The organism is Synechococcus sp. WH 5701 (assembly GCF_000153045.1).
Classification (GTDB): domain Bacteria; phylum Cyanobacteriota; class Cyanobacteriia; order PCC-6307; family Cyanobiaceae; genus Regnicoccus_A; species Regnicoccus_A antarcticus.
Genome location: NZ_CH724159.1, coordinates 833,823 through 853,876 on the forward strand (window position 1 = coordinate 833,823; position 20,054 = coordinate 853,876).

At 63.9% G+C, this 20,054-nt stretch carries 23 protein-coding genes, 1 pseudogene and 1 riboswitch; of the genes and pseudogenes, 15 read left to right on the forward strand and 9 right to left on the reverse strand.

Going from position 1 to position 20,054, the window contains the following annotated elements; translation table 11 throughout:
- Positions 1–139 precede the first annotated feature (139 nt).
- From WH5701_RS05165 to WH5701_RS05175, 3 genes are all read right to left on the reverse strand, one after another.
- The gene (locus tag WH5701_RS05165) at positions 140–1,528 is read right to left on the reverse strand and encodes a cytochrome ubiquinol oxidase subunit I (protein WP_006170967.1); all 1,389 of its coding nucleotides are present in this window, start codon (positions 1,526–1,528) and stop codon (positions 140–142) included.
- A gap of 352 nt (positions 1,529–1,880) precedes the next feature.
- Positions 1,881–2,048, reverse strand: a complete 168-nt coding sequence (locus WH5701_RS18355; protein ID WP_232201788.1) for a DUF4236 domain-containing protein — start codon at positions 2,046–2,048, stop codon at positions 1,881–1,883.
- A 5-nt stretch (positions 2,049–2,053) separates the two neighbouring features.
- Complete coding sequence (locus WH5701_RS05175; RefSeq protein WP_232201789.1) at positions 2,054–2,464, reverse strand: MerR family transcriptional regulator; 411 nt, start codon at positions 2,462–2,464, stop codon at positions 2,054–2,056.
- 160 nt (positions 2,465–2,624) lie between these two features.
- Here WH5701_RS05175 and WH5701_RS05180 point away from each other — a divergent pair, with 160 nt between their 5' ends.
- The 7 genes from WH5701_RS05180 to WH5701_RS05210 all read left to right on the forward strand — a co-directional run bounded on the left by WH5701_RS05180 (position 2,625) and on the right by WH5701_RS05210 (position 6,412).
- Positions 2,625–2,879, forward strand: a complete 255-nt coding sequence (locus WH5701_RS05180; RefSeq protein WP_232201790.1) for a DUF3721 domain-containing protein — start codon at positions 2,625–2,627, stop codon at positions 2,877–2,879.
- Positions 2,880–2,893: 14 nt separating this feature from the next.
- A complete protein-coding gene (locus tag WH5701_RS05185; RefSeq protein ID WP_006170971.1) occupies positions 2,894–3,319 on the forward strand; it encodes a hypothetical protein in 426 nt (141 codons plus the stop codon).
- 33 nt (positions 3,320–3,352) lie between these two features.
- Positions 3,353–4,000: a HupE/UreJ family protein gene (locus WH5701_RS05190; RefSeq protein WP_006170972.1), complete on the forward strand. Its 648-nt coding sequence runs from the start codon at positions 3,353–3,355 to the stop codon at positions 3,998–4,000.
- A complete protein-coding gene (locus WH5701_RS05195; protein ID WP_006170973.1) occupies positions 3,997–4,548 on the forward strand; it encodes a hypothetical protein in 552 nt (183 codons plus the stop codon). Before WH5701_RS05190 ends, WH5701_RS05195 begins: the two co-directional genes overlap by 4 nt.
- A 19-nt stretch (positions 4,549–4,567) precedes the next feature.
- Positions 4,568–4,732, forward strand: a riboswitch (cobalamin riboswitch).
- A 23-nt stretch (positions 4,733–4,755) separates the two neighbouring features.
- Positions 4,756–5,361 carry a HupE/UreJ family protein gene (locus WH5701_RS05200; RefSeq protein ID WP_006170974.1) on the forward strand — a complete coding sequence of 202 codons (606 nt, stop codon included), beginning with the start codon at positions 4,756–4,758 and terminating at the stop codon, positions 5,359–5,361.
- A gap of 18 nt (positions 5,362–5,379) precedes the next feature.
- Positions 5,380–5,562, forward strand: coding sequence for a hypothetical protein (locus WH5701_RS05205; protein ID WP_037979642.1), 183 nt, complete (start codon positions 5,380–5,382; stop codon positions 5,560–5,562).
- Positions 5,563–5,683: 121 nt separating this feature from the next.
- Positions 5,684–6,412, forward strand: a complete 729-nt coding sequence (locus WH5701_RS05210) for a substrate-binding domain-containing protein (RefSeq protein ID WP_006170976.1) — start codon at positions 5,684–5,686, stop codon at positions 6,410–6,412.
- A gap of 27 nt (positions 6,413–6,439) precedes the next feature.
- On the opposite strand, the gene WH5701_RS05215 is transcribed toward WH5701_RS05210, so the two are convergent.
- Complete coding sequence (locus tag WH5701_RS05215; RefSeq protein ID WP_006170113.1) at positions 6,440–7,981, reverse strand: IS5-like element ISSysp4 family transposase; 1,542 nt, start codon at positions 7,979–7,981, stop codon at positions 6,440–6,442.
- 41 nt (positions 7,982–8,022) lie between these two features.
- Between WH5701_RS05215 and WH5701_RS05220 the strand changes: the two genes are divergently transcribed.
- From WH5701_RS05220 to WH5701_RS05230, 3 genes are all read left to right on the forward strand, one after another.
- Entirely contained in the window at positions 8,023–8,496 is a 474-nt protein-coding gene (locus WH5701_RS05220) for a PstS family phosphate ABC transporter substrate-binding protein (RefSeq protein WP_156776556.1), read from the forward strand.
- A gap of 228 nt (positions 8,497–8,724) precedes the next feature.
- On the forward strand, positions 8,725–9,759 hold the full coding sequence (locus WH5701_RS05225; RefSeq protein ID WP_006170455.1) for an IS5 family transposase: 1,035 nt from the start codon (positions 8,725–8,727) through the stop codon (positions 9,757–9,759).
- Positions 9,760–10,172: 413 nt separating this feature from the next.
- The gene (locus WH5701_RS05230) at positions 10,173–10,541 is read left to right on the forward strand and encodes a hypothetical protein (protein ID WP_156776557.1); all 369 of its coding nucleotides are present in this window, start codon (positions 10,173–10,175) and stop codon (positions 10,539–10,541) included.
- Between the two features lie 4 nt (positions 10,542–10,545).
- Here WH5701_RS05230 and WH5701_RS05235 read toward each other — a convergent pair whose 3' ends face one another.
- The 4 genes and pseudogenes from WH5701_RS05235 to WH5701_RS18365 form a co-directional block, all read right to left on the reverse strand.
- Positions 10,546–10,779: a hypothetical protein gene (locus WH5701_RS05235; RefSeq protein ID WP_006170979.1), complete on the reverse strand. Its 234-nt coding sequence runs from the start codon at positions 10,777–10,779 to the stop codon at positions 10,546–10,548.
- A gap of 270 nt (positions 10,780–11,049) precedes the next feature.
- Positions 11,050–13,203, reverse strand: a complete 2,154-nt coding sequence (locus WH5701_RS05240; RefSeq protein ID WP_006170980.1) for a PhoX family phosphatase — start codon at positions 13,201–13,203, stop codon at positions 11,050–11,052.
- Positions 13,204–13,344: 141 nt separating this feature from the next.
- Complete coding sequence (locus tag WH5701_RS18360) at positions 13,345–13,767, reverse strand: zincin-like metallopeptidase domain-containing protein (protein ID WP_367279714.1); 423 nt, start codon at positions 13,765–13,767, stop codon at positions 13,345–13,347.
- A 272-nt stretch (positions 13,768–14,039) separates the two neighbouring features.
- Positions 14,040–14,255, reverse strand: a pseudogene (locus WH5701_RS18365) (hypothetical protein); the annotation flags it as partial.
- Between WH5701_RS18365 and WH5701_RS05250 the strand changes: the two are divergent.
- The 5 genes from WH5701_RS05250 (at position 14,157) to WH5701_RS05270 (ending at position 19,616) form a co-directional block, all read left to right on the forward strand.
- Positions 14,157–14,672, forward strand: a complete 516-nt coding sequence (locus WH5701_RS05250) for a hypothetical protein (RefSeq protein WP_006170984.1) — start codon at positions 14,157–14,159, stop codon at positions 14,670–14,672. The pseudogene WH5701_RS18365 and the gene WH5701_RS05250 overlap by 99 nt on opposite strands.
- A 13-nt stretch (positions 14,673–14,685) precedes the next feature.
- The gene (locus WH5701_RS05255) at positions 14,686–15,876 is read left to right on the forward strand and encodes a serine hydrolase (protein WP_083781826.1); all 1,191 of its coding nucleotides are present in this window, start codon (positions 14,686–14,688) and stop codon (positions 15,874–15,876) included.
- 35 nt (positions 15,877–15,911) lie between these two features.
- A complete protein-coding gene (locus WH5701_RS05260) occupies positions 15,912–17,138 on the forward strand; it encodes a M23 family metallopeptidase (RefSeq protein WP_198005134.1) in 1,227 nt (408 codons plus the stop codon).
- Positions 17,139–17,377: 239 nt separating this feature from the next.
- On the forward strand, positions 17,378–18,205 hold the full coding sequence (locus WH5701_RS05265) for an alpha/beta fold hydrolase (RefSeq protein WP_006170993.1): 828 nt from the start codon (positions 17,378–17,380) through the stop codon (positions 18,203–18,205).
- A gap of 811 nt (positions 18,206–19,016) precedes the next feature.
- Entirely contained in the window at positions 19,017–19,616 is a 600-nt protein-coding gene (locus WH5701_RS05270; RefSeq protein ID WP_156776559.1) for a hypothetical protein, read from the forward strand.
- On the opposite strand, the gene WH5701_RS15685 is transcribed toward WH5701_RS05270, so the two are convergent.
- Positions 19,547–19,858 carry a hypothetical protein gene (locus tag WH5701_RS15685; protein ID WP_156776560.1) on the reverse strand — a complete coding sequence of 104 codons (312 nt, stop codon included), beginning with the start codon at positions 19,856–19,858 and terminating at the stop codon, positions 19,547–19,549. The genes WH5701_RS05270 and WH5701_RS15685 overlap by 70 nt on opposite strands.
- Positions 19,859–20,054: the final 196 nt, after the last annotated feature.

Sequence of the window (20,054 nt, forward strand, 5' to 3'; positions counted from 1 at the left end):
ACCGATAATCATCCAGAAATCAAGCCAAAACGAATGGTGGGAACTGCGTGAAGTCTTTTCAAGGGCTTCTCTGAGCGAAAAGTGGGCTAAATCTGCTCAGTATCGTCTCATTGATGAGAATGAGACTAGATTATTCGGATTAAGGCGTCTTGATCAGAGGTTCCTTAGGCGGCTCGAGGCTGAGATTCGGCCCCTTGGCGATGATCCGCGAGCCGAAATAGAGCGCGAAGATCAGCAGGACGGTGTAAAGAACAGCGAAGATGCTCAGGCTGGTGAGCACCTCTCCCACCGGCAGCACCGAGGCGGCATCGGCGGTCCGCAGCTGGCCATACACCGTCCAGGGCTGGCGGCCCACGCAGCGCACCACCCAGCCCGATTCGATCGCCAGGTAGCCGGCCGGTGCTGAAAGGATCCAGGCCCAGCTGAACCAGGGCCAGCGGGCAAAGCTCTCGGCGCTGAGGCCACCGCGCCACCAGAGCAGCAGGCTGAGGGCCATCAGGGCCGCCGCCGCCAGGCCGATTGCCACCATCACCCGGAAGGCATAGAAGAGCAGGCCAACCATGTGGGGCCTCTGATCAGCGGACCAGCTGTTGAGGCCACGCACGGTCTGGCTGAGCCGTGGCCGCGTCTCCAGGATCCAGCTGAAGGCCCGCGGAACCTGCAGGCTCCAGCGGTTGCTGCCGCTAGCCTCATCGGGAGCGGCCAGCACGGTCCAGGCGGGGGAGGTGCCGGCGGCCTGGTCGTCCCAGAGGGCCTCGATGGCTGCCAATTTGGTGGGCTGGTGCTCGGCCACTTGCACAGCGCTTTCGTGGCCCGCCAGGATCTGCAGCGGCGCCACCGCCAGCAGGATCACCAACGCCAGCTTGAAGGAGAACAGGAAGAACTCCGGCGCCTTGTGGCGCAGCAAGGACCAGGCGCTGATCGCCGCCACCACCAGCATCGAGGTTTCAACTGTGGCCAGGGCCATGTGGACCACACTCTTGACCATGAAGGGGTTGTTGATGGCCGTGAAATAGTTCTGTACATGGAAGTGACCATCCGAGAAGGTGCCGCCGGCGGGAGTCTGCAGCCAGGAGTTGGCGCTGAGGATCCAGAACACCGAGAGGTTGGCGCCAAAGGCCACCATCACGGTGGAGAGGAAGTGGATCACTGGTGGCACCTTCTGCCAGCCGAACAACATGATCCCGAGGAAGCCGGCCTCGAGCATGAAGGCCATCGCACCCTCGAAACCGAGCACCGAGCCGAAGAAATCGCCAGCGAACTCCGATAGCGGTGCCCAGTTGGTGCCGAACTGGAACTCCATAGGCAGCCCTGAGGCCACACCGATGCCGAAATTGAGCACGTAGAGCTTCGCCCAGAAACGGGCCTGGCGGTAGTAGAGGGGATTGCTGGTGCGCAGCCAGATGGCTTCGAGCACCACCAGAAAGATGGCCAGGCCGGTGGAGAGCACGGGCCAGAGCATGTGGAAAATCGCCGTCAGGGCGAACTGCAGCCGTGACAGGGTCACGACATCGAAGGTGGCAAGCATCGGTGGTGGGAATGACAGAAGCGTGCGAAGGCGAACGGACGCGATGCCGAAGCAGGCGGGGGAGTCGCAGAGCAGGCCGGGATGGAGGCAGGGAAAGGGGCGAAGGGAAAACTGCACCAGCTTGCCGCTATGACCGTAGGGTAATAAAAACTCAGGTTCAGCTCCCAGAGCAGCTGGCCTTGGGAGCCTGGGCGCGAACAGCTGCTCAGGCAGCACCCCAGGTACCCTTGCTTGAAGGCCTCGAGCGGGCCTGGCCGGAAGCGGCGGCTGTCGGACAGTCCCTCTGCCGGGCCAGTGAGGAGACTCGCCGGTGCAGGTTGATTCCCCTCAGGGCTGTGTTCGACACTCCAGCTCACCCCTTGCCGGGCAGCCCCACCATGGCGCGGGTGCCGCCGGAATGGCCTACTGGGATGTTGAACGATGCCCGACGTCCGCCCAAGGAAATCGAGCTGAGGCCGCTCTTGCCAAAGTTGAAGTACAGGGGGCCCAGTCGGGCACTGCGGCGGAAACGGAAGTCCATGGCGGTCACCGATCAGCCTTGAAGCCACCGCAGTCTTGCCAGCTGTCCAGCAGGCGAGCCAGTTCATTCTTCATGGCAACGAGCTCTGAGACGCGCAGGTCTATCGATTCCATCCTGCCTGCAATGCTGTCTTTCAGGACAGAGCAGTTGCAGACACCAGCTCGCCGGACCTCCAGAATCTTCGCCAACTCGGGAATCGACACATCCATCGCTCGCAGCGCCCGAATGATCGACAGTTCAGCGAGATTCTCCTGATCAAACAACCTGTATCCCGCTGCGGAGCGAGCCTTGGGCTGGAGCAGTCCCTCGTCGCAGTAGTAGCGAATCGTCTTCACCGGGAGGCCTGTACGCCTGGCCACTTCGCCGATGCGCAGGCTGGGAGCAGGCGACGATGACAGTGATCCCTGGCGGGCCACGGCGGAAACCCTCCTTTCCATGGAGCCTTGCAAGTTTAGGCATCAGCAGGCGGAGAGGCGTCCCGGCCACCGCTCTCCACCAAGAGTGCTCTGCTGGAGGCTTTTGGTAGGCTTGGTGTTCAGCAGGGATCCCTGCGCTCGCTCCGCCCCTCCCTGTTCCATGTCGAGCCTTTCCAGTCCATGGGCAGCCCGGGCGGCAGCCGCGATGGGCGCCAACCTCCTGCTCTCAGCCGCTGGCCTGGCCGCTCCAGCAGCCGGTTCCGGCGGCGTGCCAGCCCTCTACTCAACCCAGGCAGAAGCGGAGAAAGCCGCCAAGCAGCACTTCAACTGCAGAGGTGCTCACAAGATGGGGAACCAGTGGATGCCCTGTGCCCAGCACGGTGACGGCCAGGGCTCCGCCGGTCCCTCCCACTGAGGCCGAGCACTCCCATGGCGCAATGTGGAGACAAGCCCAAGCGGATCGCCTTCGGTGTGGCGCCCCTGGGCATCATTTCGATCGGCATCGTGCCGATGGGGGTGGTGAGTATCGGCGTGGTGCCGATGGGGGTCATCAGCATCGGCGTGGTGGGGATGGGCGTCCTCAATGCCTGCGTCGTGGGAATGGGCGTGCTGGTGGCGGGCGTGAATGTGATGGGGGTCTGGTGGGCCGGTGTCGAGGGCATGGGCCCGCGGCGCCTGGGGGCTCCTCCCAGTGCCCTGCATCAGCACCACCACAGCTCCCCCGGCCAGACGCCGCCGAACCTGATGGCCTACCCAACCCGCCAGCAGGCTCTGGATCGGGCCCGGCAGCTGGGCTGCAGCGGCGCCCATGCCATGGGCTCCCTCTGGATGCCCTGCTCCGAGCACCCTCCATAGGGGTATTCCTTGGAGCCGGGCAGCAGATTCAGGATGCAACGCAACGGCCTGCGGCTGATGAAGCGAATCCACTGGCGATGGACCTTACCGGCCAGTGTCGCCCTGGCCCTGGTGCCGACGTCTGCCTGGGCCCTGGTGCCGACGTCTGCCTGGGCCCATGCCGATGTACACCCCGGTGGGGGTTTCGTTGCCGGTTTGCTTCACCCCATCTCGGGCCTCGATCACGTGGTGGCGATGGTGGCCGTCGGCTTGTGGGGTGCGGTACTCGGACCACCGGCCCTGTGGGTGCTGCCGGTGGCCTTCCCGATGGTGATGGCCTTCGGGGGTCTGCTCGGCCTTCTGGGGGTACCCATCCCTGGGGTGGAGATCGGCATCGCCGTCTCCGGCCTGGTGATGGGTCTGATGGTGCTGTTCGAGCTGAAGCCTCCGCTGTGGTTGGCGGCACTGATCGTGGCCTCCTTTGCGGTGTTTCACGGCCATGCCCATGGCGCTGAACTGCCCGACGGCAGCAACGCCCTCCTCTACAGCCTGGCCTTTGTGATGGCGACTGGCCTGCTGCACCTGGTTGGGATCCTGCTGGGCGAGACGCGTCGCTGGCCTGGAGGACGACGCTTCGTGCAGGGGGCCGGCGGTTGCGTGTCGTTGGTGGGGCTGTGGTTTCTGGAGCAGGCCCTCACATGAATCTGCCGCTGGCCCATCTGGCGCCCACCGGCCTGGGCCCCTGGGGGGATGGGATGGCCCGGCTGTTCCTGGAGCCCACGGATCTGCTGCTCGTGATCGGCCTGGTGCTGCTGAGTGTGCAGGCCGGCAGACCCTACGGCGATCGCCTGCCCTTGCTGCTGCCGCTCGCCTGGCTGCTGGGGGGCCTGATCGGTCTGACCATGCCTTCGGAACTGCTGCTGGCGCTGTTGTGCACCGCCTTGGTGGCTGGGCTTGGGTTGCTCGTAGCCCTGGAGGTGCGGCTGCGGCCTGTGGTGCTGTTGCCTCTGGCTGCCGTTCTGACCTCGCTGTTCGCCCTGGTGGCGGGCTCGGCACTGGCCGGCCATGCGGGTGCTCTGGTGGCCCTGTTGGGGGAGACCGTGGCCATTGCGGCGCTGAGCACCCTGCTTCCCCTGGCCCTGGCCCCTTCGCATCGCCGTTGGCTGGCTCTCGGCCTGAGGGTGGGCGGCAGCTGGATCACCGCTGCATCCCTGCTGATGCTGGGCTGGCTGGTCCGCCACCCCCAGTAATACCCACGCGGCCACGGCGCCACACAATGGAGGCAACGGTTCCAGCGGGTCACTCCCTGGAGGCAACGAGGAAAGTCCGGTGGGGTGCAGGTTCGTCCTGAGCCGAATCCGGCGCTGTCCCGCAGCTGTGATGGGGGCCCTGGCCCCTTCAGTCAGAACGCTCGCCGTGCACAATCCCTTCATCCCCGGCGCGGACCGGACCTCTCGATGACCCAGACCTTCTCGGCCAGAACCCTGGCCCTGTTCGGCGGTGCGGCAGCCCTGGCGCTGCTGCTCGATCAACCCGCTCAGGCCCATGGCATCGCCCACGGCGGCATCGGGGCGGGCTTCCTGCACCCCATCAGCGGCACCGATCACCTGTTGCTGCTGATCGGTGTGGGGACTGCTGCCTCCTGCATCTCCGGCCAACTGCTGCTCTGGGCCCTGGCTGGTGCTGTTGGCGGCGGCATGTTCGGGGCGATGGGCGGCACGTTGCCGGCCCAAGAATTTCTCGCAGCCATGGCGATCAGCGCCGTGGCGGTGCTGGTGCTGCGATGCCTCCACTCGCAGCAGAGCCCCCAGTTGGGTGCCTGCGCCGCCCTGGTGACCGCAGCGGTGGCGGTACACGCCATGCTGCACGGCCTGGAAGCTCCGGCCGACGGCTCCGCCCTGCTCTGGTGGCTGGGGGCCTTCAGTGGCTCAGTGCTGGTGAGCGGCGGCAGCTTCCTGGCGCTGCGGCGTCTGCCCTTGGCCTGGACCCGTGGCGTGTGCGTGCTGCTGGCTCTCTGCGGCGGCGTGGCAGCCCTGGGGCCAATCGGGTTACTGATGCGCTGAGCCGGAAGCGGAGATGCTTTGCCCGATGGGGGGAAGAGGATCACCATCCCCCCGATCCCCCTCGCCGCTGACCGCGCCCACCACGCCGCTGCAGATCCGCGCCTATTAGGCGGCCGACTGGCCCGCGGTGTGGGCGTCCTGGTGATGCTCTCCCTGGTGGCGATCGCCAACCGCAACATGCTCCTGTTTGCCAACTCCTGATCCAACCGCTCGATCGATCGGACTATTGCGATGAACTGTTTCAGCCAGCCAGTCCTCCATCATCCCTTAACCAACAAATCTCGTTGATGGTCGAGGCTGGATCTTGTCTTGTTCAGCTGCCATGGCTGGCCTGCTATCCGGCTCTGATCGCAAGCGGCGCCTGTGCCGTATCGCCATCCCCAGCTCCAGCCTGGCCCTGGTGGCTGTCCTGGCGGCCCTGCTAGGCGCCTGTGGAGGCCGTGACGCGAGCGGCGATGGCACGATCGCCATCAACGGCTCGAGCACAGTGTTTCCGATTATCGAGCGTGCAATCAAGGCCTATGGCGGCACCGAGCGGGGCCGCAACGTCACCGTGACCCTCAACGCGGTGGGCACCACCGGTGGCCTGCGGGAGTTCTGCCAGGGGACCATTCCGATCGCCAATGCCTCGCGACCGATCAGCAGTGCCGAGCTCAAGGCCTGTGCCGACAGGGACATCACCTTCATTGAGCTGCCGCTGGCCTTCGATGCCATCACCGTTATAGTGAATGGCGATAATAACTGGGCTTCGCAGATCACCACCAAGGAGCTGGCCCGCACCTGGTCAAAGCAGGCCGAAGGCACGGTGAAGGCCTGGAACCAGATCAACATCGACTGGCCCGATCGCCCTCTGCGTCTCTGCGGCCCTGGCAGTGATTCTGGGACCTTTGACTACTTCAATGAGGCGATAAACGGTAACAAGAGCAATGCCCGCACCGATGTTAAAACCAGTGAAGATGACAACGTGATCGTGGCGTGTGTGGACGACGACCCCAATGCGATGGGCTACCTAGGGCCTCCTGAAAAAGCTATTGCTCGGGCCAGCCTCTGATCCAGAGATGCCTGCGCCGTGATCATCTCAGCATGTAGCCAAACTCAGTCCCGATGAAATGAGCAGCGTGGGACGCCTCTCAGAGGCGATACATGCCATTAGCAAGCCTTGGAGTATGGCAATCAATACAACAAGAAGCTCCAGGAGCTTCTCGAGGTTCATGACCAACAGATTTATGGCGATGGTGCAACCTGAGGTCTCGGCCAGCTTCTCACGAACGAGCCCAAGCCCGAAACGGCGCTTCCCTTGGCCGAACTTCCCCTCTACACCGTTGCGCCGCCTCTGATCATCTAGAGCGATCTTCTTCTCTGCAGCGACGAGATCAGGATCATTTTTTGGCCTGCCAAGACGCGGCCCGCTCAAGCGAATTCCATGCCTCATGCAAAAGGCGCGGTTGGATCGTGTGCGATAGATCTGATCAGCACAGACAACCTTTGGATAAAAGCCATGGCGACGGTGAAAAGTGCGTACCTGGGATTTTAGGTCTTCTCCTTCGTTGTAGGGATCCCAGCTGAGACGATCCAGGAATGCAAATCCATCGCCACTGACCGAGATCGAGATCTTGGCACCAAATTCAACATTATTTCTAGTCTTGCCACGAACGATTGGCCTGATGTGGGGTTGTGTCAAACTGACGATTCGATCCTGAATACTTCTGGTGTCTGAGTGATACAGGATCTTTTGCTGCCTCACCAGCTCACTGATCACCAACAGCTTGCGATACCAATGGCGACCAGCCGCCAAAACTCTTGCACCGCAGGCGATCAGAGCATCGATACTGGACAGGTTTCGAGCCAGATGCCGGAGCTGCTGACCAATGGCCTTGCGAATCTTGCTGAGGCGCGGACGCTTCTTCTTGGCCACCGCCAGGAATTGACGACGGGCCTGACGCCGGTTGGTTCTTGGTTTGTGGCCAAACACATCACGCACTTGCTTGTGCATCTCATCAATCAGCTTCTCTGTCGTTTCGCGGGCTTCATTGAGAAGAGAGAGATCAGTGGGATAGCGAATATCGCTGGGCACGCATGTGGCGTCAATCAGAAGGATTCCTTGATGCCTCTTGGGCGCCTTCGCATCTTGGCTGGGGCGTTCAAGAGCGGCAGGCACTGATCCGTCACCATCATCAGGATCATCATTGTCGCCTTGTTTATTCTGTGCAATTTGTTGTTTGCCATGCCGGACGATCCGCTCGTTGCAGTCATTGATGGTCTTCTCTGGCAGCCGACGACGGAAATACACCATCATCGAGGGATCAAACGGTGCCTCGAACTGGAAGCCTTCCAAGCCAAGAAAGAACTGAAGATAGGGATTTTCCTTGATCTGCTCAACGAGCTCTTCGTCGGTGACCTGCAAGCGCTCCTTGATGATCAAGGCACCAAGGGCCATGCGAAAAGGCTTGGCAGGCGCTCCGAACCCCTTTGAAAACTGCGAGGCGTAGTGATGCTCCAGCTCATCCCAAGGGATCAGATCCGCCAACTTCACCCAGCGGTTATCCCCCGAGAGCTTCCCGCCGAATGGGAGGAAGAAATCATCAAAGGAGAGCTGATTGCCTTCCTTGCGGCGGTACATGTGGAAAACTTGGTGCAGCTTTTCGGCTCAATCCAGCCGATTTGCGCACATTATACCGCCATAGAAGTGCCCAGATCCACTGCACTGCAAGCGGTCTGGAGATCTTCAGGAAGCCCTACCTAGGCTTCGCCTATTTCCGTGTCAATGCCGACCGGCTCAAGGCACTCCCGATCGCACCCGCCAATGGCATCGCCGTGGCGCCATCGGTGACGTCAGCCCAGGACGGCACCTACAGGCCGCTGTCGCGGCCGCTGTTCATCTACGTGAACGACCAACAGATGCTCGCCAACGACGTGATCCGCAGCTTTGTGGGGTACACGGTTGGAAATGGGCTGCGTTTTGTGGAGGAGGCGGGGTACATCCCCCTGCCGGCCGATACTTACAGGCTGGTGGAATCGAAGCTCTACCGGCATGTGCTGGGAACCTCCTTCGGTGGCGACCTCCCGGTGGGGCTGACGATCGGTGAGGCCCTGCGGCGCAGCTTTGATCAGCAAAAACGGCCAGAATTCCGTTAAGTGGATGCGGCAGCCGGTTCGCTGTGGCTCCTGCGCTGCATGACTTGCTTGGATTGATATGAGCATGACACCCAGAGGCCTGCGCACGTGTCATGTTCCAGCCTTCGCCCATCTGCAGATCAGCACCGATACGAGCACAATCAGCTTAAGGGCACCTCGAAAAATCTACGTCGCTCCCTGACAGCCTATGAAATATGCAATAGAATTGGTTCAGTTCAACACAGCTGAATGGGACAGCGTGGATTCTGGGATGAGGAGAAGCGCATCCACAGGCTTCAGCAGAAGAAGCCCACGTTAGCGACCCTGTCCGAGACGATTCCCTGGGATGCCTTCAGGCCACTGCTGGAGCAGGGTTACAGCCATGAACGCAAGAGCAATGCTGGCCGTAAGCGGATTGATCCGATCATCCTCTTCAAGATGCTGGTGCTGCAGCAGCTGTTCAACCTCAGTGATGAGGAGCTGGAATTTCAGGTCAACGACAGACGCTCATTCGAGGAGTTTGTCGGACTGGGAGTGATGAACACCATTCCCGATGCCACCACTATTGCCTTCTTCCGCGAGCGGCTCCGCAAGGCGGGTGTTGTCGATGAGCTTTTTGAACGTTTTGAGGAGCACCTGCGGACCCATGGGCTGGAGGCCCGTGGTGGGCAGATCATCGATGCAACACTTGTCCCAGTTCCCAAACAGCGAAACTCAAGGGAGGAGAACAAGACCATCAAGGATGGAGCCATTCCAGAGAAGTGGTTGGACAAGCCAAACCGCTTGCGCCAGAAGGACACTGACGCTCGCTGGGTCAAGAAGAATGGCGTCAACCACTACGGCTACAAGAACAGCATCTGCATTGATGCCACTCACGGCTTCATTCGCAGATTTGCCATTACCCCAGCTAATATTCACGACAGCCAGATGCTTACGCAGGTGCTAGACCCTGAAAATAGGGATGACTTTGTCTGGGCTGATTCTGGCTATGCAGGTGCTCAGTTTGAGGATCTCCTGGACCTGGGTGGTTTTGAGAGCCGAATTCATGAAAAGGGCTCACGCTGCCATCCCTTGAGCGAGGAGGCCAAGGAACGGAACAAGGTCCGATCAACTGTACGGGCCAGGGTTGAGCATGTCTTTGGTGCAATCACAACCTGCATGCGCGGCAAGCTGACAAGGCGGATTGGACTGGCCAGAACGAAAGCTTGGTGGGGACTGCGTAATCTGACTTACAACTTTCTTCGATACCTGCATTGCAACTCAAAGGCAATGCTGGCTGTCTGATCATTCGGCAACGGGATAATTATCCCGCATTTAAGTCATGAATGTCAGTCATCAGGCGGATCTGCACGTGCAGAGGATGAGCATTTTGCTTCTCAAGGCAGCCTGGGTAGTGGCAATATTTCGAGGTGCCCTTAATGGAGATGCCGAGAGACAGGCCAACACAGGATGTATCCATGCTGGTATCAATGACACGAAAGCGATCCTTCATGGACTGCGAAATCTGATCGTCTCCACTCCTCGATCACCTTCACAGCCTTCCCTGTAAGCCATCAGAAACACTTGAGTGTCAACCACGAGGGTCAGCTGCCACGGCCACTCAGAATATGTAAATCTGCTCTGCTTCTCTTGCCCCTGGCGAGACCATGCTGTTGAATGCACTGATAGCGCCTTTGGCAGTCTTTATTGCACACACAGTGACCTCGACCAGTGCAGCGCTAGCCGTATTTTTATCATCTTGTTCTCATACGGATTGGTTTCGGGTTGCCGGGGCCCGGGAGCCCTGTCTCTACCTCATCCCTGACTACGACACGCAAGAGGAGGCCGAGGAGATCCTGGAGGAGGTCTACGAAGACATCTTCGAGGCGGAGCTCGACTTCTGGCATCGCGGAAGCGGCACCTGGCCAGCAGAGCGCACTTACCCGGTGTTCCGCAAGTGGTTCGAGGTGCGCCTCTACCCCCTGATCCAGGATCTGATGGGTGAGAAACTCAGCGCCACCGGAGTGGATGAAGAGTTCATCGGAGAGCTGCACACTTCCCTGGAGGGACTGGAGCAGCAGTCCTGATAGTTTATTGCGCCACCTCGTGCTTGAGAAGCTCGAGCAACCGCTCCACCCGGCCTGCCGCCACCTGACTGAGGCGGTCGTAGGCCTCTCGTTCTTGCTCCTCGATCTGGACCTGGCTGAGCAGGGAGCGATGGGCTTCCAGCTCAGGCCACTGCACGATGGCGGCTTCGATGCCGCGGGCCTTCAGGACCTTGCACACCGAAGCGGTGTTGAACGGCAGGGAGAAGTTGAATCGCATGGGTGATCACTGATGAACCAAGGAAAAACCGCTGGCAGGTGGCCGTTTCAACCACGGACACCAGGGCAGCTGGATCACTAGCGGAGAGCATCCTGGACAACCGCCAGCACAGGCGCCCGAGGAGTTTGTTGCCAATAAAGCAGCGAGCCACTGGCCATGGCGAATCCTGCGCTGAGTGAACCACTGCATCGGTGTTGTGGCTCTGGTGTTCTGCTGAGCGTGCCCATCGATGGGTCTCAGTCAGCCCCTCATCGCCTCTGAGCTCCTGGCTCAGGTTTTCAGCAGCGCCGATCCATCCAGCCGGCGGATCACCACCACCCCTGGCCGGGGTGGGCGGCCCGGGGCCCTGCTGGGCCAGTTCGAGCCGAGCGACACCTGGCGCAGCTGGGAGAAGCGGCCGCCAGCGCGATCCACGAGCTCGAAGGCCTGGAACTCCTCCATGCCGTCCTGGTGGGTGCCGTTGGCTTCTCCCGGGTGCTGGACGGCGAGCAGCAGGCTGCGCTCGGCCGGATCGAGGGCGAGGCCGCACAGCTCACATTCGTTCGGCCCGATGGCGAAGCAGAGGGCTTCACCTTCGGCGACGCCCTGACGGGGGAGCAGCCAGCAGCCGTTGTTGCCGAACAGATCGGTGGCTGAAGAACTACTGCTGCGGTCGGTCACCATCCAGAGGTTGCCGGCCCGATCGAGGGCGAGGTTGTCGGGATTGGTGAAGCCCAGGCCGCCGGCCCAGGGTTCGCCACCGGTAGCCACCATCCGCCAGCGGAGCCGCCCTTCACCGACTGGCCCGGTTTCACTCAGCCGCATCACAAAGCCATGGGGCCAGGTCGCCTCGCCGCCGGGTCCCTGGAAGATCGCCGGGTCGGCGCCGCCTTCTGCGTCGGGGCTGCCGGAGGTGAAAGCGATCAACAGGTCGTCCGTGAGCGGATCGAGATCGGTGTCCTCCGGCCGGGCCGTCGGGGTGGCGCCCACCGCGTTGGCGGCCAGGTGGGCGTCGATCAAGATGGCACCGAGTTGCTCCTCACCTCCGCCGGGGTACAGGGCGGCCAGGCTGGGGAAGCGCTTTGCGTAGGCCTCCACCTCCGCGTCGGCCATGAAGGTGACACCGCCGGCCTGGAGCCGGTCGGGGTTGGGCAGCATCACAGGCACCGACAGGCCGGCGGCACCGAAACTCGAGGGCAGGAAGGGATCGAGCGGCGTGGAGGGCAGCAGCGGAATCCAGCGGCCGCTCCCATCGGCAGAGAGTCGGGCCACCTCCAGCCGCCCCTGGCCGAACAGGGCGGAATTGCGCGTGTCGCGCGGATCCTTCACCAGCCCAGCACTCACGAAGCGGTAGAGGTGGCCGCCGCGGCGATCGCAGCCGGAGTACACCACCAGCGGCTGGTCCGCCACGGCCCGCACGGCCACAGCCTCATGGCGGAAACGGCCGAGGGCGGTGTGTTTGGTGCCGGGGTCGGCGGGATCGGCCGGATCGATCTCCACCATCCAGCCGTACTTGTTGCCGGCCAGCCCATAGACGTTGCCCAGTCCGTCCAGTTCCCCCGGCCGGCAGACCAGGGGGCGCTCGCGGGGGTGCTGGGAGCTGCCATCGGCATACACCGGCTCACAGACGTAACTCTGGAAGTTCTCCTCGGCGCTCAGCACCGTGCCCCAGGGGGTGGTACCGCCTGCACAGTTGGCGAAGGTGCCGATCACCCGGTCCGCGAGGCCGTCGTCGTAGCCGAGCCGCTGACGGCGGCGGAAAACGGCGGCGGCGGGTCCACTCACCTTGAGGCGTTGCTCCGGCCGGCTGAGGCCGCTCAGACCGGTGATCCGACGATCGAGTGGGCCGGGGGAGCGCACCCATCCGCCGCCTGGAGCCTCAGCCAGGCTGGCCACTCCGATGCCAAGGTCGGTCATCGCTTGGTCCGCCACGCCGCGCAGCAGGGGCCAGAGAGGGTCCGCCGCCGCCAGGGCCGTGCAGTCGATCCGCCCCCCTAGGGGCTGGAGGGCGTCGACCAGCTCGGAAAACGGCAGGGGCTGGCCCACCACTTCGGCGAACCCCTCCAGCCAGGGGCGTTCGCTGATGTACTCGAAGTTGATGGTGAGCAAGGCCTGGCCTGGCCCCCGGGGGGTGAGGGCCAGGAAGTCGTTGTTGTAGCCCACCCGGCTATCGCCGAGGGGATCCCCCCAGGCCAGCAGCAGGTCAGAGCGGAAGCCCTCCGGCACCACGAGCCGGTCCTCCAGGACGTAGCGGCCGTAGTGACGCCGCTGCTGTTCGGCCGTCAGGCCATCGGTGGCCAGGGGCAGGGGGGCCAGCACCGGCTCGAAAAGCATGGCGGCGGCGCGGGGCGCAGCGGCCGATGCGGATGTGGCCAGTCCTGGAGCCGCCAGGGCTCCACCGCTCAAACCGAGCAGTACCAGGAACTGGCGGCGGTGGAGGGTCATCGGGGGGCTGGGCAGCTGGGGGTGATGCGGGCCAGGCGGCTCGTCTGCAGTGGAATGAAATTTCATCCCTGACCAGCAGCAGTGTCGGTCGTCCATTCGACAGTGGCGGGCCACGGGCGAGACCTTCCCAGTTCTCCGTCGTCAGGCGCTGATCGCGTCAGCCGGCAGGTGGAGGGCGGGCTCCGGACAGATCAGATCCGCCGGCTGCCGGGCCTCGCTGAGCACCTGAAACAGCACCTTGGGCGACTCCTTGAGCAGCTCGATCCAGTGGCCGAGATAGGCGGCATGGCTCTTGATCTCGCTGCCGATCTCCAGCCGATCACCCAGCAGCACCGCCCCTAATTCGGCGACCAGCTCCACACGGGCATAGCGCGCCTTCCAGAAGGCACCGCCCAGATCCCGCTTGAGGCGGGATTCGTGGCCGGTGGAGTGGATCTGCTCATGGGCCGAGGCGGCGCAGAACGCAGCGGGCGAGTGGAAGCTGGCGCGATCGGACAGCTGGATCCGATCGATGGCGGGCAGATAGCAGGCCCGATCCCCCTGAAGCTCACCGGCACCGGCCAGGCACCCAGCACGGCTTCTGCCGCTTCCTGGCGCTCGGGCTCAGGCTTGGGCTCCACGCCTTCCGCTGCTTTGCGGGCTTCGATCAGGCCGGAAAGGGCCGGGCCCTCGAGATCGGTGGCATTGAACGCCGCCACCGGCCGGTAGCTGGCCCAGCTGCGCAGGGTGACTTCCCCGCCAGCGCCTGGCTCTTCGCGGATATGCAGCTGGGGCCGCAGGATGTGAACCGCCTTGCTGCCCTTGCAGGGGAAGATGCCGAGCTTCCTGGCCTCGGCAAAGCCGCACCAGAACGGCAGGGCCGATGCCCGGATTTCCAGGCCGAGGGTGAGCAGGATCGGGTTGGCGCCGCGGTAGCGATGGCCCGAGAGCAGATGACGTGATGGCCGCCACCGTTGCCATCCCAGGGCCGCCGCCAGGGGGCTGATCCGGTCTCCATCAGCTCGATCAAGGAGGCGACGATCTTTTCTTCTGCCGTGGGGCCATGGAAGGATTTGTGTGAACGGGACTGGGACGCGGCCATGGCCGGTAAATCGCGGGACGCCCGAGTGGTGCCCCGCGCAGGCAAGGGCGGCGCCGATTTCGGACTCGACACGGAGCAGGGCAGCCAGAGGCTGTCCTGGATCACCGGCACGCTGGTGTACGTGCTGGTGCTGATTGCCACCGTTACCCTCGACGAGCTGGCGATCCCGGCCCACTCCGGTCCGGCCACGGCCACGGCCATGCTGGCCCAGATGCTGGTAAGCCTGCCCCAGATCATCACGGCGCTGCTGATCGTGGTGGTGGTCCGCTTCGAGGCAGGCCTGGTGGAGCGTGTACTGGCGGGGGTGGGCTTCAACCGTTCGACCAGCGGTCCAACGCGGGAGCGAATGCGTCCAGGCGCGGACACGTTTCCTGCCTACTGTCCATGAGCTACGTCCCTGCATGAAGCGTCTGGCAATTGCTTTCGTCCTCTGCGTGGTCATCGGGGCCGTCATGTCCGCTTTTGGGAGTGGTGGCAACGGGTCTGCCTCGCCAGCATCCACTGCCACCACCGACGGCACGGTGACCACCGGCGTTATCAGCAGTAACGATCCGCGCGCACAGCAGATCTCCGACATCGTGAGCAAGTCCCTACCCGAACTTGACCTGCAGTCGGTGGTCTTCGGGGTGTGGGACGGTGATCAGGAGATCGTTCGGGGAGCGATCGACGCCCCTTCGGTGCAGCCGCCCACCGCCGTCGACGCCCGGGTGCGGGTGGGCCAGCCCATGGAGGCCATGCTCAGCACTGTGATGCTCCAACTGGGGTCCGAGGGCGTGCTCCACCTCAACGAGCCGGTTGCGAAATACCTGCCCAAACTGGTGAACGGCGCTCGCATCACGCCTCGGATGCTGGCCAACAGCACCGCCGGCACCCCTGACTACGTACCCGATCCCGCCTTCGTGGCGAGGGTCTCGGCCAACCCGTTCGCTGGCTACACCTTCGACGAGTTGCTCCTCTATGCCCAGGCCAACCCGCCCCTGTTCCCACCGGGGACCGACTTCGCGTACTCCCACACCGAGATGGCGGCGCTGGTGCAGGTGCTTGAGGCGGCGTCAGGGCAGTCGTTGGAGGATCTGATGGCTGCCCGAATCTTCGGGCCGCTCGGGATGACTGCCAGCGCGGCCCATCAGAACAACGCCATCGAACAACCTGCGTTTCACGCCTTCACAAGCCAGCGCGGCGTCTTTGAGGACTCAACCTACTGGGACCCCACCTGGGGCTTCAACGGCGGTATGAACGCCTCGATCTCCGACCTCGGCCGCTGGCTGCGGGCGCTGAACAGCGGTGAGTTGCTGAACGCCGTGGATGCCAAGGAATCCCTGGCCCCGGTGACGGCCGGGTTCGCCAAAATGACTGATCAGCGGTACTTCGCCTATGGATCGCTGGTGTCGGGTGGCTGGATTCTCGGCAACCCGAGCCTGAACGGCTATCAGGGATTCACGGCGCAACATCGGGATCCGTCATTGACCATCGTGGTGTGGTCAACCGGCGGCCCCTCCAACACCGAGGAGTCCAATGCCTCGCAGATCATCAGCCAGCGCATCGCCAGCATCGTGAGCGACGAGCCCATCAACCTCTCATCGACCAGCTGATGATCGGAAGGCGACTGTCACGGACCGCTCTTGCGGTGGCCTCATTGCTGCTGCTGGCGGCCCTCTCCTCTGGCGCCCTCACGGGATCCGCGTCGACGACCTCGGCTTCCGATGATCGCGGTGGAGTACCTCCGGGCTATCCGCTGAATCTCGATGTGGTGGCGCCACTGATCATCACCACCGTGGTCCCGGACCCGATCCCAGTGACCGGCACCGACGGGAGGGTCCACGTGGTCTACGAGCTCAAGGTGCTCAACGACTCGCCTCGCCCGGCCACCATCACCAAGATCGACACACTGGCCGATGGGCCCGATGGGGCAGTGGTGGCCACACTGGGCAGGGAGGAGACCCAGGCTCGTTCGTTGCTCATCGCCAACTTCGAATCGACGCCGACCACCGAGATCCCCGTCGGGCGTACCGGGGTGGTTCTGCTCGACGACGTTTTTCCCAACCGGTCCGACGTCCCTACAGGGTTGACCCACCGCATCGACGCCAGCTTCGGTGCCGCGGAATCCGCGAAGCTCGACGCGCTGGCCGCCCGGTATCCGGACACCGTTTCTCAGATCGGCGGCGCGGTCCAGGTCAGCGATCAGACGCCGGTCATCATCGGGCCGCCACTCTCGGGCAGGGGTTGGGATGCCGGCAACGGCTGCTGCGGGCTCACCTCACACCGCGGGGCGATGGCGGCCGTCGGTGGTCGCCTCAACGGCAGCGAGCGGTTTGCCATCGACTGGGTGCGCTTCGATCTCGCCGATGACCCGTTGAGGACATTCCACGGCGACAGCTCCAAGAACCAGGACTACCTCGCCTACGACGCCGACATCCTCGCTGTCGCTGACGGCACTGTGGTTTCCGTCGTGTCCGACATGGCGGACGAACCTCCCAAGCAGGCGCCGGAGTTGGAGATCGACGAATTGGGCGGCAACCACATCATCCTCGACATCGGTTCCGGAAACCACGCGTTCTACGCCCACCTGATCCCGGGTTCGCCGAAGGTGCGGGTCGGTGACCACGTCACCCGGGGGCAGGTGATCGGGAAACTCGGGAACTCGGGCAACACCACCGAGCCCCACCTGCACTTCCACGTGTCGCGGGCTCCGCTGCCGCTCTCCGGAGACAACGTGCCCTATGTGATCGACCGGTTCTCGTTCGTCGGCTCGCTCAGCGCCACCTCCCGACTCGTTGCAGGGCCCGACGCCGGTGCACGCAAGATGCAGATGCCACTCAACAACAACATCATCGACTTCCAGGCGACCTCTTAGCGATGCGCACGCGGCGATCCGTCTCTCAGCCCGGAGCTGTTCCCGGATCTCGGGGAGATGGCCGGTCGCCCCTGCCCATCCGACACCCAGGCGTCGCGATCGTGGCCGGGTTCCTGGCCGTCCTGATACCTGGCTGCGGCTCGTCGGCAGCAGCGGGCTGGGGCGCAGCGGCCTCGACCACCGTCGCAGCAACGCCCGGAAGTATCGCCGGCACCTTCCCCATCGGTGGCGGTCGTTCGATGTACCTCGAGTGCTCGGGGAGCGGATCGCCGACGGTGGTGCTCGTGTCCGGCCTGCGGTCGTCGGCTGCCGAGTGGCACACCACCCGATCCCAAGCCACGCCCCCCGCCCCTCCGGTGTTCCAGGAGGTCGCCCGATCCAACCGGGTGTGCGCCTACGACCGACCCGGGACGGTGGTGGGGGAGGGGGCCAGCCGCAGCGACCCGCTCCCCCAACCGACTGATGCCGCGTTGGATGCCGCCGACCTCCGGGCACTGCTCGCCGCGGCCGGCGAAACGGGGCCGTTCGTCCTGGTGGGGCACTCCATCGGGGGAATGATCGTCCGCCTTTACGCCACGACCTATCCCGACGAGGTCGTCGGCATGGTCCTCGTGGACGCCCCCTCGGAGTTCCTCCAGGACGCCGAGACGCCCGCCCAATGGAAGATCCAGCGCGTGCTGATGCGGGTAGATGCGGCCGAGATCCCCGAGTCGGTGGCCGAGTACCCCGACATCGAGACGTTCGACATCGATGCCACGTTCGCCGCGCTGCGCGCCGCCCCGAGCCTGCGCCCGATGCCCCTCGTCGTGCTCTCCGCCGATGAGCTACTCGGTCCCTCGTTCCCCTCCATGATCGCTTCCGGCGCCGTCCCGGCGGATGTCCCGCCCGACTTCGGGTACGTCATTGACGCCGCGATGGCCCAGTCCCAGGTCCGGCTGGCGGCGTTGGTCCCCAACGCGGTGCACCTCACCCATACCCACAGCGGCCACGACATCCAGCTCGCTCAACCCCAACTGGTCGTTGACGCCGTCCGTGAGGTGGTCGCCCAGATCAACGCGGGGGGTTAGCGCGTGGCTGTGGCGTGCCGGAGTAGGAATCCACACCTCCTCACCTGATGATGCGGCTAGCCGCCAAAAGTTGCGGCGAGAGAGCACTGGCAGAAGCTCCTCAAGGCAGGCTGAAGGCGCACGGAGTAGGAGTGGTGGGCCAGACACCCCATCGGGGCTGGTGCGGTCAAGCACCGCCAGCAGCTCCTCCAGCAGGGCTGATTCAAAGTTTCAGCAAGGGCAGGCTTGGCTCCGGCTGTCGCCGCGCCGTCGCCGGTAGCTCCGTGATGTCGTGAGTACAGCCTGCATGCCTGCTCGGATCGACTGAAATCCAGCCAGTCGGAGCAGGTTGAGGGCTGCCGTCCGCAGCGACTCGATCGCTTTGGCGCGCTGTCCCGGTAGCGATTGCGTCCTCATGGAGCTGGGTGACACTGATCCAGTGCCAGCCCTCAATGCTCCAGCCCCGGCCGAGGCGATGCTCCACCAAAGGAAGGGGATGACCTTGCCAGGATCGACCCCAAGGCGTGGAGCACTGGTTCAGCCTCTTGAGCGCCTCCGCAATCTCCTGCTGGTCACAGTGCTGCCTGAATAGGAAGGTCACCTGTCTCGTCAGTGGGCTCCACCGCCCAGCAGCAGCTGGATCCTGATGCCGTGAAGGAGCATGCCGGCGACGGCGCCTGTCGCCGATCCGCAGCGTCAGCCCTTGCCCGTGGAGCGACCATGAGGAAGCCCGCGCGTAGCGACCTCACAGCTCAGGTGAACCCGCGTGACAGACGGGGGTGTTTTGTTGCTGATCAGCGGTCTATCAAGCCCCCTGCTTCCCTTCACCGCGATGCCGCTCGTTTATCTGGCGCTGGTTCTCACGGCTGCGACATCCGCTGGAGCGCAGACTCTGGTGTCGATGCATGGATTCTGCTTCCGCTCACCCCTGCCCCTCTCCGTGCCGCAGGAGGTGGGGCTGGATGCCTTGCTGGTAGCCCATCCGCCGCAGGCGAAGCCGGGTGAGGAGCTCTTCACTCTGACGGTCGTGCGGTTTCCGCCCGAGGTCACCGACACCAAGGCCGGCATGACTCCTGCCGAGCTGCGTGACTATGTGAAGGTGGTGTTCCTGGCGGGGGCGCGCGGCGACGGCCAGCCATTGCGCCGCCGTCTGCTGGGGGAGTGGGTGGAGGGTGAGTCCTTCACCACGTCGATTCCCACTCCATCCCATGGGGAGGTCTTTGCCCTGCGCCGCCGTGACGGCGACTCGGTGGCGCTGGGCTTCAAGATTCGGCAGGACTGGCGCGAGCAGGGCGGAGCCCTGATCGACGCCATCACCGCCAGCCTGCAGGACGGGGAGGGGCGATGCTCCCAGGCGGAGCTTCAGGTGCCGGGACAGCGCACACGGCCGATGCTCCCGTCCACGCCCACTGTCTCCAACGTCAGCCGCTGACCCGTGCCATCCAGCCGCAGGCGGAGCGGATGGAGCCAGGTACTGCCCTCCCCGGAGAGTTCCGTGATCACGGCGATCTCATCTGTGCCACCGGCCACCACCGCGAGCACGGGTCCGCTGCTCTCGTAGAAGCTGAGCCGGCCGGCCTCGATCCGAAGCCACGACTCGTCGGTCGGCCCCGCCTGGCAATGCCGCAACTGCGCCATCCAGAGTCCCCGGAAGGGTGCGGGGATCTGGGTCAATCGTTCGGCTGCGTCCGCGGCGGGGGCAGCGCCAAGCAGGGCGACAAGAACGAGCGCACAAGCCGTATTCGTGACCAGCATCAGCTGCAGCCAGCGGGAATGTCCATGCTCTTGCGTCCCGATCCGGCGGGCGCCCCGCAACAGAGCTGATCCGATTGTTGGAGGGGTTGAGGCTGAGTCAAGGCCCCACGGTTGG

Coding starts and splice junctions, on each gene's coding strand:
- WH5701_RS05165 (WP_006170967.1), bottom strand. CDS start 1,528: ATGCTTGCCACCTTCGATGTCGTGACCCTGTCACGGCTGCAGTTCGCC.
- WH5701_RS18355 (WP_232201788.1), bottom strand. CDS start 2,048: ATGGACTTCCGTTTCCGCCGCAGTGCCCGACTGGGCCCCCTGTACTTC.
- WH5701_RS05180 (WP_232201790.1), top strand. CDS start 2,625: ATGTCGAGCCTTTCCAGTCCATGGGCAGCCCGGGCGGCAGCCGCGATG.
- WH5701_RS05185 (WP_006170971.1), top strand. CDS start 2,894: ATGGCGCAATGTGGAGACAAGCCCAAGCGGATCGCCTTCGGTGTGGCG.
- WH5701_RS05190 (WP_006170972.1), top strand. CDS start 3,353: ATGCAACGCAACGGCCTGCGGCTGATGAAGCGAATCCACTGGCGATGG.
- WH5701_RS05195 (WP_006170973.1), top strand. CDS start 3,997: ATGAATCTGCCGCTGGCCCATCTGGCGCCCACCGGCCTGGGCCCCTGG.
- WH5701_RS05200 (WP_006170974.1), top strand. CDS start 4,756: ATGACCCAGACCTTCTCGGCCAGAACCCTGGCCCTGTTCGGCGGTGCG.
- WH5701_RS05210 (WP_006170976.1), top strand. CDS start 5,684: ATGGCTGGCCTGCTATCCGGCTCTGATCGCAAGCGGCGCCTGTGCCGT.
- WH5701_RS05215 (WP_006170113.1), bottom strand. CDS start 7,981: ATGTACCGCCGCAAGGAAGGCAATCAGCTCTCCTTTGATGATTTCTTC.
- WH5701_RS05225 (WP_006170455.1), top strand. CDS start 8,725: ATGGGACAGCGTGGATTCTGGGATGAGGAGAAGCGCATCCACAGGCTT.
- WH5701_RS05235 (WP_006170979.1), bottom strand. CDS start 10,779: ATGCGATTCAACTTCTCCCTGCCGTTCAACACCGCTTCGGTGTGCAAG.
- WH5701_RS05240 (WP_006170980.1), bottom strand. CDS start 13,203: ATGACCCTCCACCGCCGCCAGTTCCTGGTACTGCTCGGTTTGAGCGGT.
- WH5701_RS05255 (WP_083781826.1), top strand. CDS start 14,686: ATGAAGCGTCTGGCAATTGCTTTCGTCCTCTGCGTGGTCATCGGGGCC.
- WH5701_RS05265 (WP_006170993.1), top strand. CDS start 17,378: ATGTACCTCGAGTGCTCGGGGAGCGGATCGCCGACGGTGGTGCTCGTG.
- WH5701_RS05270 (WP_156776559.1), top strand. CDS start 19,017: ATGCCGCTCGTTTATCTGGCGCTGGTTCTCACGGCTGCGACATCCGCT.